The following is a 16,077-nucleotide window of genomic DNA, read 5'->3' on the forward strand; positions in this document are numbered from 1 at the left end:
TTCTTTCGTGACTTAAATACTAATTTTTTAGATTCTTCGTACCATTATGGTAAAATAGAAATTAAGGCACCAATTAGTGAATATTTATTTCCTTTTTCACTACAAGCGTCGCTCTTACAATCGTTACAGTAAATTTTTATTTAGGGGGATCTACATGAGTCAAACAATAGGGAGAATTGAAGAAATTTCATTTTATAGCGCATCACTTCAAGAAGACGTTACACTTCTCGTTTATTTACCAGTAAATTACACACCACTGCACAAACATACAGTTGTAATTGCACAAGATGGTAGAGATTATTTTCAGCTCGGTAAAGCGCATCGTGTAATTGAGCGCCTTCGTGAAACTGAAGAAATTGACCGTACAATTATTGTCGGTATTCCATATAAAAATGTACATGATCGTAAAGAAAAATATTTCCCAAATGAAGTAAAAAATGCTGCATATATACGTTTCCTTGCTCATGAACTTGCACCATATATTGATGAAAATTATCCAACGTACCAAATGGGAAAAGGTCGTGTTTTAATTGGTGATTCTCTTGGCGGAACAGTTTCCTTTATGACTGCACTTATGTATCCGCATACATTCGGTAAAGTCGTTATGCAATCACCATTTGTGGATGAGACAGTAATGAACTTAGCAAAAGACTTCAAAGATCCACAAGCATTAGAACTGTATCACGTCATCGGCACAGAAGAAACGGCTGTAAAGCGTACTGATGGACAAGTATCTGATTTCGTAGAACCGAACCGTGAGTTAAATACACTTCTTACAGATAGAAATTTCATTACGCATTACGAAGAGTTTGAAGGTAATCATACTTGGAAATATTGGCAAACTGATTTACCAAAAGCCTTCTCTCATATTCTATCAATGAAATAATAGAGAGCAGTATTCAGAATAATTTGATATAATAGACAAAGAGATCTATTTATCTCAAAATCTAACTAGACTTACAAAGGGAGGAATTGGAACATGAAATTAGGCATTGTAATTTTTCCATCTAAAATGATTCAAGATAAAGCGAACGGATTGCGTAAGCGTTATGACCCACACTACGCATTAGTTCCGCCACATATTACATTGAAAACACCCTTTGAGACGCAAGATGAACAATTAGAATCGATTGTAAACGAGCTACATACAATCGCAGGTAAAACGAACCCTTTCACCCTTCATGTTGGGAAAGTCGGTTCATTCGCACCTGTTAATAACGTCCTTTATTTTAAAGTAGAAAAAACACCTGAACTTACTTTCTTAAATGAAGAAATGCATGGCGGGTTATTCACGCAAGAACGCGAATATGCTTTCGTACCTCACTTAACAATCGGACAAGGCTTATCAGATGCAGAGCATGCTGATGTATTGGGGCGATTACGTATGAAAGATTTCTATTATGAACAACCAATTGATCGTTTCCATCTTCTATATCAATTAGAAAATGGAACATGGACTGTACACGAAACATTCCATCTTGGAAAGGGGAACAACTAATTTGCACGCACAGATTGTACAAACGGACGAACAACTAAGAGATGCATTCTCTGTACGTAAACAAGTGTTTGTAAATGAACAACGTGTCTCTGCTGAAGAAGAGTACGATGAGTTTGAAGAAACTTCAACACACGTTGTTATATATGACAATGATGTTCCAGTTGGTGCTGGACGTTTTCGCACCCTTGATGGTATAGGAAAAGTGGAACGCATTTGCGTGCTAGGTTCCCATCGAAAAAAAGGCATCGGAAAAATTGTTATGGATGCGCTTGAAGCGTATGCAAAGGAAAATTCGCTACCAAAATTAAAACTTCATGCTCAAACACATGCTGAAGATTTCTATAAAAAACTTGGATATGTAACGAGTTCTGATGTATTTATGGAAGCAAATATCCCGCACGTCGTAATGATAAAAGAATTGTGATTTGAAAGCAGGAGGTGACCCCTCCTGTTTTTTTACATTGCTATTTTCTTTTTCTTCCGCTAAAGTTAAATGTTGATGCTATAGTTTTGAAGGTGAATATATGACACAAGAAAAATTTTCACAAAAATCGTTAACACACGCTGATATTCCGCGTGCGACATATCATACTCCGAAAACATCTACCCATTTAATTATGGAAGAAGATGTAGATGCGGCTTATTTCCGCGCTCTCGAACAACAAAATGTTTTTTTAAACGAAAAACAATTAGAAGCCGTGCGCACAACAGAAGGTCCTGTTCTTACACTAGCTGGTGCTGGAAGCGGGAAAACATCTGTTTTAACAACTCGCGTTGGTTATTTAGTAAATGTAAAACAAGTTCATCCACGAAATATTTTATTACTTACATTTACACAAAAAGCAGCTGAAGAAATCCGAAGTCGTGTTGCAAAGTTACCAGGTATGAATCATGCAGCAAGTAGCTACGTTGTTGCTGGTACATTCCACTCTGTTTTCTTAAAATTGCTTCGTAGTCAAGGGTATAATCAGCAAATTTTAGCAAATGAAAAACATAAACAAATTATGATAAAGAAAATCTTAAAAGAATTGCGTTTAAAAGACGATTATGATTCGGAAACGATCCTCGCGATGATTTCACTTGAGAAAAACAAATTAAATCGTCCGAAAGATGTAAAGGCGAAAACGCCAGTCGAACAAGAATTTAAAGAAGTATATGAACGTTTTGAAGAGGTAAAACAACGATACAATTATATTGATTTCGATGACATCTTATTGGAAACATATTATATGTTAGAAAATAATGCTCCTTTACTAACTCAATTACAACAACGTTTTCACTACATTGAAGTAGATGAGTTTCAAGATACATCCTATGCACAATATGAAATTGTAAAATTGTTAGCCACGCCAAGAAATAATTTGTTCATCGCAGGTGATGATGATCAAGCAATTTATGGCTGGCGAGGGGCAAGTCACCAAATTATTTTATCTTTTCCAAAAGAATTTGATAACACAACAATCATTGCACTAAATACGAATTATCGATCCAATCCCTTTATCGTCGGGCTTGGAAATGAAGTTATAAAATTAAATCAAGAACGTTTTGATAAAGAGCTATACTCCGTTCGTGAGGAAGGTGTACAACCTTTTTATGCAAGACCTGCTACAACTCTTGATGAAGCAAATCAAATTTTGCAGCTCATTCAAGAAAAAGTAGATAGCGGTGACCGAAACTATAAAGATTTTTGTTTACTGTATCGCACACATTCTGTAAGCCGTTCGTTACTTGATCAGCTTACCATTCATAAAATTCCGTTTATTAAACACGGGGCGAGCCAATCATTTTATGAACATTCTTTAATTAAGCCTGTATTAGATCATTTAAGACTCGTGATTGAGCCGTTTCGACTAGAATCACTTTCAAACATATTGCCGACGATGTATATCGGACGTGATGATTGTATTTCATTTATTGAACGTGAACAATGGAAATATGGTGAAGGCCGTTTTCCTTCTCTTCTTCATTTCTTATTATTAAATCCGAGCTTAAAACCTTTTCAAGTGAAAAAGGTAAATGAGCGCATCGATTTTATTAAATTTATTAAAGAATTAGAACCGAAAAAAGCATTAAAAGAAATCATACATGGTAAAGGAAAATATTTAGAGTACTTACAAAGTAACGATCGTTCTTCCTTTACGATGCATAAAGACATACAAGAAGAAATGTTAGAAGAATTAATGGAGTCTGCAACTCGTTTCACCGATATTCCAGCTTATTTACAATTTATCGACGAGGCGATTCAAGGTCAAAAGGAAATGGAAGCATTAAAAACAATGCCCCAAAAAGATGCCGTTTCACTTATGTCAATTCATAACGCAAAAGGCCTTGAATTTCCATGTGTCTTTTTACTTGGAGCGAGTGATGGAATCCTGCCCCATACTTCTTCTTTAAAAGATGCAAATGATCGTATTACGGAAACTTCTGAAGCGTTAGAAGAAGAACGCCGATTACTGTATGTCGCCATTACACGTGCGAAAGAAGAGCTTTACATTTCTTCTCCGCAATTTTTCAGAGGAAAGAAATTAGATATATCTCGTTTTTTATATACTGTGCGAAAAGATTTACCTGAAAAGACATCCACTAAATAAGGATGTCTTTTTTTATATCACATTATGTACATCCCTCCTATATAAATTCCTTGTTTTTATCGTGAGAATTAACGTAATATCAGCCATATCCCACTCATATTGTAATAGTGTATGTCAGAACTCACGATAAGGAGTGAACATAATGAGCTGCAATTGTAACGAAGACCATCATGAACATGATTGTGATTTCAACTGTGTATCGAATGTCGTTCGCTTTATACATGAACTGCAAGACTGTGCAACCACTACATGTGGATCTGGTTGCGAAGTTCCATTTTTAGGTGCACATAACACTGCATCAGTAGCTAATACACGTCCTTTTATTTTATACACAAAAGCCGGAGCACCTTTTGAAGCATTTGCACCATCAGCAAGTCTTACTAGCTGCCGATCTCCAATTTTCCGCGTAGAAAGTATAGATGATGATGATTGTGCTGTATTACGTGTATTAACTGTAGTATTAGGTGATAACTCCCCTGTACCACCTACTGACGATCCCATCTGTACGTTTTTAGCTGTACCAAATGCAAGATTAGTATCAACCTCTACTTGCATTACTGTTGATTTAAGTTGCTTCTGTGCGATTCAATGCTTACGCGATGTTACAATTTAAAACTAAATAATGCGTTAAGTATGGATTGGGTGGCAGATAATTCTGCCACCCAATCCATGCTTAACGCATTATTATTATGTAAATTTCTTAAAATTGGGAACTTGTCTAGAACATAGAACCTGTCCTTTTCATTAACTGAAAGTAGAAACAGATAAAGGAGTGAAAAACATGTTCTCTTCTGATTGCGAATTTACTAAAATTGATTGCGAGGCAAAACCAGCTAGTACACTACCTGCCTTCGGTTTTGCTTTCAACGCGTCTGCACCTCAGTTCGCTTCACTATTTACACCACTACTATTACCTAGTGTAAGTCCAAACCCAAATATTACTGTTCCTGTAATAAATGATACAGTAAGTGTTGGAGATGGTATTCGAATTCTACGAGCTGGTATTTATCAAATCAGTTATACATTAACAATTAGTCTTGATAATGCACCTGTTGCACCAGAAGCTGGTCGTTTCTTCTTATCATTAGGTACGCCAGCTAACATTATTCCTGGATCAGGTACAGCGGTTCGTTCTAACGTTATTGGTACTGGTGAAGTAGACGTATCCAGCGGTGTTATTCTTATTAACTTAAATCCTGGTGACTTAATTCAAATTGTACCAGTTGAGTTAATTGGAACTGTAGACATCCGTGCAGCAGCATTAACAGTTGCACAAATTAGCTAGTAAAAAGCGGTATTTCTAATACAGAAATACCGCTTTTTATATGTATAATAAAAAACACTCACAGTAACATGAGTGTTTCATTCTTCATAGTGTTTTATTGTGTTCTTCTTTTTCCCACAATTGCATCCCTTTTTCTTCACAAATCCTTGTTGTTGTAATTGTTCTTGATATGCCTGTTGTTGTGCATGGTGCTGTTGCTGTATTTGATACCACTGCTGCAGGTCATATGAATTTTGCCTAGGATTATTGCTCACAGCAAACATCTCCTCTACTGTCAATTCTGTCTATTTACTATATGAACAACTCTTTATTTCCGTTCCCTCATTCTTTTAAACTCCGCTTTTTCTCTTATTATGAAAATATATTATTCTCCCATAAAATATCCTGTAATCGTTTCAATGATTGCTGCTGCTCCTGCAATAGCTAATAATGCAAGTAACGGCTCCGCAACGATAGGGATCCAATTATATAAAACTAATAAAAAAGCACTAACCCATACACCTGTACACCAATAACAGCTTAATAATTCGCCAATCCACTTTCTTAATCCTTTACCTTTCACTTTTGTAAACGTTGATACACTTCCATCTGGCTCCGTAATCTCTAATTCATCAATAAATGGTCTTCGCAAAAAGGCTGTAATTTTATCATAAACAATTAAACGAGTGAGCCTAAAGGCTGCTAACGCGAAAATAAAAAATAAAAGCCAGCTTGTAAACAGCATAATTCCACCTTCCCTTATCTTCTTTCGCCTATTTAAAAAAAAAGGTCTTGAGATTGTGACCAAATCTCCTCGACTCCAATATCTTATTAATGTAAATACAAACAAGAAGATAAGGAGTGACATTAATGAGTTGTAACGAAAATAAACACCATGGCTCTTCTCATTGTGTAGTTGACGTTGTAAAATTCATCAATGAATTACAAGATTGTTCTACAACAACGTGTGGATCTGGTTGTGAAATTCCATTTTTAGGTGCACATAATACTGCATCAGTAGCAAATACACGTCCTTTTATTTTATACACAAAAGCTGGAGCACCTTTTGAAGCATTTGCACCATCTGCAAGCCTTGTTGGCTGCCGATCTCCAATTTTCCGTGTGGAAAGTGTAGATGATGATAGCTGTGCTGTACTACGTGTATTAAGTGTAGTATTAGGTGATAGTTCTCCTGTACCACCTACTGATGATCCAATTTGTACGTTTTTAGCTGTACCAAATGCAAGACTAGTATCGACATCTACTTGCATTACTGTTGATTTAAGCTGTTTCTGTGCGATTCAATGCTTACGCGACGTTACTATCTAATAAGTGAAGTAAACTAAAAAACTATTGGGGTGGTAGAAGCTTTCTACCACCTTTACATATTTAAAAGCCGGCCATACTAATTGATTGGATATCATCTATAGACAACCTAATATCTCTCATGCTATTTTGCGGCATAATAGATACAATACCATTACGATACGATATGATCGATCCAACATAAGAAACTGTAGCTGTTTTTATTCTGCACCTTACTTTCGGAATGTAATGAGGGCGGTTTAATAAAAAATGAATTTTTTCATCATTATTCATATCCTTAAATGATTTATTATACGGAACAGTTCTTACTGGTTCTTTCTGTTCTTGTTGTTCTTGTTGTTCTTGTTCTGCATGTGCTTCTTTTTTCTCTTCTTCTATTTTTTCTTCCACTTGCTGCTCTTCTTGTTGTTCTTGTTCTGTTACCTCTTCCACAGCACTACTTACAATATTTTCATTTCTATTACTTTGCTCTTTTTGATCTTCATTTCCAAAGTTTGTCAGGATAATCCTTTTTATTTTCGGTGCAGTAAGTTCTAAACTTACTTGCGCAATATATAACAACGGTTTTCCAACTGTTGAACTTTTATTTTTATTCTTCACACTCGTCCCTCCCACTTCCATACGTAGCTGAATAAATTGTGTACTATTATAGTTATATTCATCACGTGGTAAGAACTTTCGTTAAAAATCGTTCTTTCTCAGAACAAATAAAAAGGACAATCTCAGCATTTAGAGATTGTCCTTTAAAAATTAATATTATATTTATCCTAGGATATGATACCCTGAATCAACATGAATGTTTTCTCCTGTTACACCGCGAGCTAAATCACTGAATAGGAATACTGCTGTATCGCCAACTTCTTCTGGAGTTGTTGTACGACGAAGTGGTGCGCGCTCCTCAATTTCTCTTAAGATTGAGTTGAAATCGCCTACACCTTTTGCAGATAACGTACGAATTGGTCCTGCAGAAATAGCGTTGACACGAATACCATGTTGACCTAAATCGTTTGCTAAATATTTCACGCTCGCTTCTAATGAAGCTTTCGCAACACCCATAACGTTATAATTTTTCACAACACGCTCGCCGCCAAGGTATGTTAACGTTAAAATATTTCCGCCTTCTGTCATAACTTTCTTCGCTTCTCTTGCTACAGCTGTTAAAGAGAATGCACTAATATTTTGTGCAAGTAAAAATCCATCGCGAGAAGTATCTACAAATTCGCCTTTTAAGTCATCGCGATTTGCAAAAGCAATACAATGTGCTACACCGTGAATAGTACCTACTTCTTGTTTAATTGTTTCAAAGCAAGCTGTAAGTTCCTCATCATTTGTTACATCACAAGGTAATACAAGTGATTCTTGTCCTTCTAATGTATCCGCTAATTCACGAACGTTTCTTTCTAAACGTTCTCCTGCATATGTGAAGATTAATTTTGCACCTGCATTATGCAAAGAGCGAGCAATTCCCCACGCAATACTTCTTTGGTTCGCAACGCCCATAACAACAAATGTTTTCCCTTGTAATAGTTCCATGATATATCCTCCCAGAAATACTTATACTTGTTATTAGTACCTGATACTATAATTATAGTACCATAAAACCGCTTAAAGGCAAACAAAAAAGTCATTAACAGAAATTTGTTAATGACTTTTGGTTTCTATAAAAAAGCGCTCTAATCCTTCTTCCCAAGACGGCATTTGTAAAAAACCATTTAATCGTAGCATGTTATGTTGAAAGATAGAATATTTGGGCCTCGCAGCCGCAGCCCCGAATTCTTCCGTTGAAACAGGTAACACATTCACTTTCATATTTGTATACGAAAATATCTTTTGTGCAAATTCAAACCAAGAGCATGAGCCTCTGTTTGATACGTGGTATGTACCGTATAAAGAAGTATGAATGAGCTTATTAATAACTATATTTAAATCCGCCACATACGTAGGAGAGCCAACTTGATCCGCTACAACAGATATTTCATCTCTTTCTTTTCCTAATCGCATCATCGTTTTCACAAAATTATTTCCATATTTACCATATAGCCACGATGTGCGAACGATAAAATATTTATTATGTAACTCTTTGACGAACTGCTCCCCAGCATACTTAGAGGCTCCATATATATTTATCGGCGCTGGACTATGAAATTCATCGTATCCCTCTGGTCTAGCGCCTTGAAATACATAATCAGTACTAATATAAACTAGTTTCGCTCCTACTAATTGTGAAGCGACCGCTACATTTCGAGCTCCGATTGCATTTATTCTATATGCAAGATCCTGTTCTTTCTCAGCATGATCTACTTTCGTATAGGCAGCACAATGAATAATTATATGTGGTTTTATTTCTTGTACCACTTGTTGAATTCGGGATATATTTGTCACATCTAATAACTTTTTATCAAATGGATATATATCATATTCTTCAGAGTTTAACTCTTCAAATAGTTGCTTTCCTAATTGGCCGTTTGCTCCTGTTATGATAACCCTCTCTTTCATTTAACATGCCCCTTACTGGTCTTTTAGTAGTTTCCACCATTCCTTATTCTTTTCATACCATTTCACCGTCTCTTGTAATCCTTGTTCAAACGTATATTTCGGTTCCCAATCAAATTCATTCTTCATTTTCTCTGCATCAATCGCATAACGACGATCGTGCCCTAAACGATCTGTAACATATTCGATATCTTTTTTTGTTTTTCCTAAAAGAGTAATAATTTGTTCCACAACTTCTACATTTGTTTTTTCATTATTTCCACCTATATTATATACTTCTCCTACACGTCCCTTATGCAGAACAACGTCAATCGCACTACAATGATCCGTTACATGTAACCAATCTCTTACATTTAAACCATCACCATATAACGGTAGTTTTTTTCCTTCCAGTGCATTCGTAACCATTAACGGAATTAATTTCTCGGGATACTGGTACGGCCCATAATTGTTAGAACAACGCGTTACTATAACCGGTAAGTGATATGTTTTATAGTAAGATAGAGCTATCAGGTCCGCGCTCGCCTTACTTGAAGAATATGGACTATTTGGAGCTAACGGCGTTTTCTCTGTGAATTTCCCTATTTTCCCTAAAGAGCCATACACTTCATCCGTTGATACTTGCACAAGTTTTATATGCGAATATTTTTTAACTAGTTCTAATAAAGTGACCGTCCCAATTACATTTGTATCATAAAAAGGAATCGGATTTTCAATACTACGGTCCACATGTGATTCAGCTGCAAAATTTACAATCACTTGTACGTCTCGCTCTTTTATAATATGTTCTAATAGCTCTCCATTTTGAATTTCTCCTTTTACAAAAGAGTAATTCGGGTGATTCTGAAGAGATTTTACGTTATTTAAATTCCCGCTATATGTTAATGCATCGTAATTAATAATTTTATATGTTTCATAACTTTGTAGCATATAATGAACGAAATTACTTCCAATAAATCCAGCCCCACCTGTTACTAATATATTCATAAACAACGCTCCTACTTAAAAACTATCTTCATATTCCTCTAGTAATGGTAATATCTGATCCTTATCGGACAATATAGGATCGGTTACTGGCCAAGGAATTGCTAAATCTTTATCTTCCCAAAGTAATCCTGAGTCATGCTCTGCGCTATAATATTCATCTACTTTATACATAACGATAGTATGCGGAACAAGGGTGCAAAATCCATGCGCAAACCCTTTTGGCACTAGTAATTGTCGATGGTTATCTGCACTTAAAATATACCCTTTCCATTGTTTAAATGTTGGTGATTTTTTTCGTAAATCAACGATAACATCATAAATTGCCCCTTGCATAACTTGAATGAGTTTCGTTTGTGCTTTCGGTTTTTTTTGAAAGTGTAGTCCCCGAATCGTTCCTGCCTTAGCCGAATAAGATACGTTATCCTGTACAAATGAATACGTAATCCCTAATGTTTCTAGCACCTGCTTATTATAGCTTTCTGAAAAAAAGCCACGCTCGTCTCCAAACAACCTCGGTTCTAACAATTTTGCATCGATAAAATTTGTTTCTACGACTTTCATATTCTCACCTATTCTCCGTTAAACTGTTTCCCAAAATCAATATCCCGTGCTAACGTATTCGCCTTTTGAAGAGAAGCATGAGTTCCCGCATCAGTCCACCAGCCGCTCATTTCATTATAAGTAAGTACCCCTCGTTTTAAATACCAATTATTTATATCTGTAATTTCAAGTTCTCCCCGTGCAGAAGGTTTTAATTCTTTAATATAAGAAAAAACTTTCGAATCATACAAATAAATTCCCGTAACAGCATAAGAACTTTTCGGCTCTTTCGGCTTTTCTTCAATTTCAACTATTTTTCGGTTTTGAATATGTGCTACGCCAAATCTTTCGGGATCTTCTACAGATTGCAAGAGCACTTTCGCACCTTCTTTTTGATTTGCAAACTCTTCAACATACGGAAGAATATCATCTGAAAAAATATTATCCCCCAATATAACTACCATACGATCATTCCCGACGAAATCTTCACAAAGCCCTAACGCCTGTGCGATACCGCCCGCTTTATCTTGCACACGATACGTAAAGGACACGCCAAATTCATGACCACTCCCTAAGAAGCTAACAACATCCCCCATATGCTCTTTACCTGTAATAATCATAATGTCTGTAATATCGCATTGTTTTAGCTTATATACCGCATGATAAATCATCGGATACCGACCAACAGGAAGTAAATGTTTATTCGTTACTTTCGTTATTGGATATAATCTCGATCCAGTACCACCTGCTAAAATAATTCCTTTCACTCTGCATCTCTCCTTTATGATGGAGATAATATATCTTTGTAATGTTCTATAAACACTTGCCGGTACTTCTCATATGTATCCGCATCAAACTCATCCCCGTTGTAATGAATACACCATAAATTTGCTTGATTTGGGATACCGATTAAATAACCAGCCCTTTGAAACTCTAAAGACTGTGACACATCATAAAAGTGAAACCCTTGAAACAAATCTTCTCGCCACGGAATATCATACTGCGTTGCCATGAATAAACCATCAATTGCCTGAACTGACAAAAATGGTTGATTACCATAAAAAACCTGATCTAAATTTAATAATTGATAATTCTGTCTTCTGTATTCAATCACTTTCCCTACTAAATTTTTTCCTTCCCACCATATCCCGTTATTCGGTAAAAACTGAGCCCCAGCGACTCCTATTAAACCAAGCTTTTCATTTTCTTTAAAAAGAGATATAAGTGTAGAAAACATGTCTCGATTAATAAGATATGTATCTTGATGTATATACACTTTGTATTTCGCTGGATATGAAAGGGCTCGGTTGTATGCACTTGCCATACTTTGTGCATCTCGTATCGGAAAAATTTGTACGACATAGCCAGGGGGAACAAAAATGTTTCTGATTTGGCTCTCACATTGTTTGAAAAGCTCTTCATTATTTACACAAACAACAACTAATATTGTATGATCTTTCATTTTTGTCCCCCCTTTTATTCTTCCTTATTTACCTCTGACATATAGTGTTCCACAAATATTTCCCGATACTTCTCATAGTTCGTCATATTCACATCAAAATGATAATGGATACACCAAGCATCGCGCTGTACAGGTACACCGACTGTATATCCTGCTTTTTTAAATTCAAATGATTGAGATACATCATAAAAGTCAAATCCGTCAAATAAGTCTTCTCGCCACGGAACATCATATTGTGTCGCCATTAATAAACCGTCAATACATTCTACAGGAATAAATGTTTTTGATTCGTGATACGGTTGTTCTAAACTTGCCATATAAAACAAATCATTCATATAACCAATGACCTTTCCTACAATTCCACGCCCTTCGTTCCATACACCAGTTGGAGGAACATATTGCGCTCCAACCATCCCAATCATACCAAGGTGTTCATGTTCCTCAAATAATTGAAGTAATCCGTATAAAAAAGCTCTATTTATAATAAAAACATCTTGATGTAAATACACTTTATACTTCGCTGGATGCGAAATGGCTTGATTGTATCCACTCGTCATACTTTTCGCATTTCGAATCGGCATAAATTGGACAATATACCCTGGTGGTACTAACAATTGCAATATATGTCGCACGCAGTTTGCATACAATTTCCGATCATTTATACATGTAACAAATAATATTGTTTTGTCTGCAGCACTCATAATTGTGATTTTTCAGCTTCAATAATATACTGAAATACAACTGTCTCAGCCATGAAGCCACTTCCAAGACGATATTTTTTACAAATTCCATATAACTCCTCAATAAGTGGCTCATACATTTTATGATCAACATATACACGATCTACTTTACTAATAACATATCCTGCTTTTAAAAACATTCTTAGCATTTCATTAAATGTAAAGAAACGAATATGTGTTTTATCTAATAAACCATATTCTGTATACGTCCAATTTCCGGCAAGTAAGGGAGCTAATACTGAAATATGAGCAACGTTTGGTATACTTGCTAAAATCACACCATTTTGCTTTATATATGGCTTAACCTTTTCAATCACAGCCCATGGATCAAATAAATGCTCTAATACATCTCCAAATAGGATGCAATCAAATTGCCCCTCCTCATAAGGAAGATCTATTTTTTCTATATCCCCTAAAATAACATGATCTAGTCTTTCTTTCGCTTTTTCTGCAGCCTCTGGAAATGCCTCGATTCCTGATACACGTGTACCATTTTCTTTAATAGCTGCTCCCAATGTACCGCTCGAGCAACCAATATCAAGAACTTCTTTCCATTCCTTTTTTATATGCTTTAATAAATTCGGATTCGCTGCATTATAATAATGCTCGGATTTTTCTTCATATAAAGAACTTTTTTCGCGATTCATTTCACACACTCCTTATGCAAATTGAATTAGAAATATAAATCTCATATGAATTCTATAAAGTGCAGATTTTGTTCATCCCCCACTGATTATTAGCCCGCAAATAGCTTTATAAAATTTTTTATCTATATTGGTTTCGTTACTGATACTCTAATATATAACCAATCTATTAGAGTTAGAATAACGATAAATCATTTCTAAAAAACGAAACCTATTACGCTTTATATGGTTTATCAAAAACTCCCCGAAAATATTTACGGTTATATTCAATTGCAGCATTATTCGGAACATAAGAAGCTGCTAATTCATTGTAATAATACGCTTTATCCTGCTCCCCTAACCTGCTATAACAAATACACATTTGTAAATAGGGTAGCCATGTGTAGCTAGCTGGACTATGAAAAGGACTTTCCGTTGCCATTGGTACTTCCGTTGCAAGTTTAAACCAAAATATCGCTTCATTATATTTTTCTTGTTCCATATATATATATCCTATTCTTGTACAATTCTCTCCTCTAGGGACGTCATACCGAAACGACTTCACACAAGATTCGATTGCCTTCTCCCACATTCCGAGCTTCGCATAGCAATCTCCTAACTTACCACATGCATAAATTTTCTCTTCATACCATCCTTCGTCTTGATTAAGAAATGTTTCATAAAGAAGAACTGCATCATCATATTTTTGGTTATCCATAGATTCATTTGCGTAATAAAATAAATCCCTCGAACTCAATTCTTCCCCTGCAGCTACAGTATTTTGAAAAATTTTCAAATTACGATTTGTTACTTTTTTTTCTTTTTTATGTGTAATAGCAACTTTACTACTAAAAGTCTCACCAGCAATAGCTAAATACTCATGAACCTTTCCAAACCATTGAAATTGTTTTTCACGCTTTACAAGTCGATTTCTTTTTGTACAATATAAAGGTTTCCCGTTAGAATCCATCGCAAGATGATAAGGCATCGAAACAGCATCAAATTTAGGATCTAATTCTATTTTTAAGAGTTTCAATGCTTCTTGAGCATCTTCTAATAATACGTCATCTGCATCTAGCCACAATATATACTCTTGCGTCGCTTTTGAAAAAGAAAAATTTCTTGCTGCCGCAAAATCATCAATCCACTGGAAATCATATATGTTAGAAGTGTATTTCTCTACGATTTCTTTCGTTCGATCGACGGAACCTGTATCCACTACTATAATTTCATCCACAATTTTCTCAACTGTCTCTAAACAACGGGCTATTGTCTCCTCCTCATCTCGAACAATCATACATAAACTAATTGTAATTCCTTGCTTGTTCAACATAATCACCCTCTTCCAAATCAATCATATGTTATACATATACTAAACTTTCCATTTTTTTAAATTGTTCAAGTAGTTTAAGATTTCTTTTCAATAATTCAAATGTCCGTGTCATTTTCTTTCGGTTTTGCATCTACTATATAATGAACGCTTTATGGAGGTGAATTTATGTCAAATAATAATTATTCAAATGGATTAAATCCCGATGAATCTTTATCAGCTAGTGCATTTGACCCTAATCTTGTAGGACCAACATTACCACCGATACCACCGTTTACCCTTCCAACTGGGCCTACCGGGCCTACTGGACCTACCGGACCTACCGGGCCTACTGTACCTACGGGGCCTACCGGACCTACTGGACCTACTGGACCTACCGGGCCTACTGGACCTACTGGCGGAGGAACTGGAATAACTGGACCTACCGGGCCTACTGGTGACACTGGGGCTACTGGACCTACCGGGCCTACTGGTGACACTGGGGCTACTGGACTTACGGGGCCTACTGGTGACACTGGGGCTACTGGACCTACCGGGCCTACTGGTGACACTGGAGCTACTGGACCTACCGGGCCTACTGGTGACACTGGGGCTACTGGACTTACGGGGCCTACTGGTGACACTGGGGCTACTGGACCTACCGGGCCTACTGGTGACACTGGGGCTACTGGACCTACGGGGGCTACTGGACCGACTGGACCATCCGGATTAGGACTTCCAGCAGGATTATATGCATTTAACTCCGGTGGGATTTCTTTAGATCTAGGAATTAATGATCCAGTACCATTTAATACTGTTGGATCTCAGTTTGGTACAGCAATTTCTCAATTAGATGCTGACACTTTCGTAATTAGTGAAACTGGATTCTATAAAATTACTGTTATCGCTAATACTGCAACAGTAAGCTTATTAGGAGGTCTTACAATCCAAGTGAATGGAGTACCTGTACCAGGTACTGGATCAAGTTTAATCTCACTTGGAGCACCTATCGTTATTCAAGCAATTACACAAATTACGACAACTCCATCATTGGTTGAAGTAATTGTTACAGGACTTGGGCTATCATTAGCTCTTGGTACGAGTGCATCCATTATTATTGAAAAAGTTGCTTAATTTTTTACTTAGCAGTAAAACTGATATCAGTTTTACTGCTTTTTCAATTTCAAATTCAATCATGAAACATTCGTTAGCTACATAATCATATTGTTGTATGACATTTTGCA

At 36.2% G+C, this 16,077-nt stretch carries 20 protein-coding genes; 8 read left to right on the forward strand and 12 right to left on the reverse strand.

What is annotated here, in order from left to right; all coding sequences use genetic code 11:
• Positions 1-154: 154 nt before the first annotated feature.
• The 6 genes from N2V92_RS28630 (at position 155) to exsF (ending at position 5,374) form a co-directional block, all read left to right on the forward strand.
• Positions 155-886 carry an alpha/beta hydrolase gene (locus N2V92_RS28630; RefSeq protein ID WP_000084010.1) on the forward strand — a complete coding sequence of 244 codons (732 nt, stop codon included), beginning with the start codon at positions 155-157 and terminating at the stop codon, positions 884-886.
• A 93-nt stretch (positions 887-979) separates the two neighbouring features.
• Entirely contained in the window at positions 980-1,498 is a 519-nt protein-coding gene (locus N2V92_RS28635; protein WP_000765871.1) for a YjcG family protein, read from the forward strand.
• A 1-nt stretch (position 1,499) separates the two neighbouring features.
• A complete protein-coding gene (locus N2V92_RS28640) occupies positions 1,500-1,922 on the forward strand; it encodes a GNAT family N-acetyltransferase (RefSeq protein WP_000543309.1) in 423 nt (140 codons plus the stop codon).
• Positions 1,923-2,022: 100 nt separating this feature from the next.
• Positions 2,023-4,089, forward strand: a complete 2,067-nt coding sequence (locus tag N2V92_RS28645) for an ATP-dependent helicase (protein ID WP_000191211.1) — start codon at positions 2,023-2,025, stop codon at positions 4,087-4,089.
• A 142-nt stretch (positions 4,090-4,231) separates the two neighbouring features.
• A complete protein-coding gene (gene cotY / locus N2V92_RS28650; protein WP_001277697.1) occupies positions 4,232-4,702 on the forward strand; it encodes a spore coat protein CotY in 471 nt (156 codons plus the stop codon).
• 168 nt (positions 4,703-4,870) lie between these two features.
• Positions 4,871-5,374, forward strand: a complete 504-nt coding sequence (exsF, locus tag N2V92_RS28655) for an exosporium protein ExsF (RefSeq protein WP_000492933.1) — start codon at positions 4,871-4,873, stop codon at positions 5,372-5,374.
• Positions 5,375-5,451: 77 nt separating this feature from the next.
• Here the strand turns inward: exsF and N2V92_RS28660 are convergent, their stop codons facing one another.
• On the reverse strand, positions 5,452-5,637 hold the full coding sequence (locus N2V92_RS28660; RefSeq protein ID WP_014894818.1) for a hypothetical protein: 186 nt from the start codon (positions 5,635-5,637) through the stop codon (positions 5,452-5,454).
• A 101-nt stretch (positions 5,638-5,738) separates the two neighbouring features.
• Entirely contained in the window at positions 5,739-6,098 is a 360-nt protein-coding gene (locus tag N2V92_RS28665) for a DUF1360 domain-containing protein (protein ID WP_000899662.1), read from the reverse strand.
• Between the two features lie 125 nt (positions 6,099-6,223).
• Here N2V92_RS28665 and exsY point away from each other — a divergent pair, with 125 nt between their 5' ends.
• A complete protein-coding gene (exsY, locus tag N2V92_RS28670; RefSeq protein ID WP_001277735.1) occupies positions 6,224-6,682 on the forward strand; it encodes an exosporium assembly protein ExsY in 459 nt (152 codons plus the stop codon).
• A 60-nt stretch (positions 6,683-6,742) separates the two neighbouring features.
• Here the strand turns inward: exsY and N2V92_RS28675 are convergent, their stop codons facing one another.
• The 10 genes from N2V92_RS28675 to N2V92_RS28720 form a co-directional block, all read right to left on the reverse strand.
• The gene (locus tag N2V92_RS28675) at positions 6,743-7,300 is read right to left on the reverse strand and encodes a spore coat CotO family protein (protein WP_080018635.1); all 558 of its coding nucleotides are present in this window, start codon (positions 7,298-7,300) and stop codon (positions 6,743-6,745) included.
• Positions 7,301-7,441: 141 nt separating this feature from the next.
• The gene (fabI, locus tag N2V92_RS28680) at positions 7,442-8,212 is read right to left on the reverse strand and encodes an enoyl-ACP reductase FabI (RefSeq protein ID WP_000421885.1); all 771 of its coding nucleotides are present in this window, start codon (positions 8,210-8,212) and stop codon (positions 7,442-7,444) included.
• Positions 8,213-8,320: 108 nt separating this feature from the next.
• The gene (gene rfbD, locus N2V92_RS28685; RefSeq protein ID WP_000664662.1) at positions 8,321-9,175 is read right to left on the reverse strand and encodes a dTDP-4-dehydrorhamnose reductase; all 855 of its coding nucleotides are present in this window, start codon (positions 9,173-9,175) and stop codon (positions 8,321-8,323) included.
• Between the two features lie 12 nt (positions 9,176-9,187).
• Complete coding sequence (gene rfbB, locus N2V92_RS28690; protein WP_001024179.1) at positions 9,188-10,159, reverse strand: dTDP-glucose 4,6-dehydratase; 972 nt, start codon at positions 10,157-10,159, stop codon at positions 9,188-9,190.
• A gap of 15 nt (positions 10,160-10,174) precedes the next feature.
• Positions 10,175-10,720: a dTDP-4-dehydrorhamnose 3,5-epimerase gene (gene rfbC, locus N2V92_RS28695; RefSeq protein ID WP_000869412.1), complete on the reverse strand. Its 546-nt coding sequence runs from the start codon at positions 10,718-10,720 to the stop codon at positions 10,175-10,177.
• An 8-nt stretch (positions 10,721-10,728) separates the two neighbouring features.
• The gene (locus tag N2V92_RS28700; RefSeq protein ID WP_000676159.1) at positions 10,729-11,466 is read right to left on the reverse strand and encodes a sugar phosphate nucleotidyltransferase; all 738 of its coding nucleotides are present in this window, start codon (positions 11,464-11,466) and stop codon (positions 10,729-10,731) included.
• A 14-nt stretch (positions 11,467-11,480) separates the two neighbouring features.
• The gene (locus tag N2V92_RS28705) at positions 11,481-12,161 is read right to left on the reverse strand and encodes a glycosyltransferase family protein (protein WP_000651525.1); all 681 of its coding nucleotides are present in this window, start codon (positions 12,159-12,161) and stop codon (positions 11,481-11,483) included.
• 14 nt (positions 12,162-12,175) lie between these two features.
• A complete protein-coding gene (locus N2V92_RS28710; RefSeq protein WP_001271181.1) occupies positions 12,176-12,862 on the reverse strand; it encodes a glycosyltransferase family protein in 687 nt (228 codons plus the stop codon).
• Positions 12,859-13,548 carry a class I SAM-dependent methyltransferase gene (locus N2V92_RS28715; protein ID WP_001078436.1) on the reverse strand — a complete coding sequence of 230 codons (690 nt, stop codon included), beginning with the start codon at positions 13,546-13,548 and terminating at the stop codon, positions 12,859-12,861. Before N2V92_RS28715 ends, N2V92_RS28710 begins: the two co-directional genes overlap by 4 nt.
• A 211-nt stretch (positions 13,549-13,759) precedes the next feature.
• On the reverse strand, positions 13,760-14,857 hold the full coding sequence (locus N2V92_RS28720) for a glycosyltransferase (RefSeq protein WP_000932911.1): 1,098 nt from the start codon (positions 14,855-14,857) through the stop codon (positions 13,760-13,762).
• 165 nt (positions 14,858-15,022) lie between these two features.
• On the opposite strand from N2V92_RS28720, the gene N2V92_RS28725 reads away from it, so the two are divergent.
• Entirely contained in the window at positions 15,023-15,967 is a 945-nt protein-coding gene (locus N2V92_RS28725) for a BclA C-terminal domain-containing protein (protein ID WP_044797912.1), read from the forward strand.
• Positions 15,968-16,077 lie beyond the last annotated feature (110 nt).

The sequence above is a fragment of the Bacillus sp. CH_48 genome, from assembly GCF_038008465.1.
Taxonomy (GTDB): domain Bacteria; phylum Bacillota; class Bacilli; order Bacillales; family Bacillaceae_G; genus Bacillus_A; species Bacillus_A thuringiensis_S.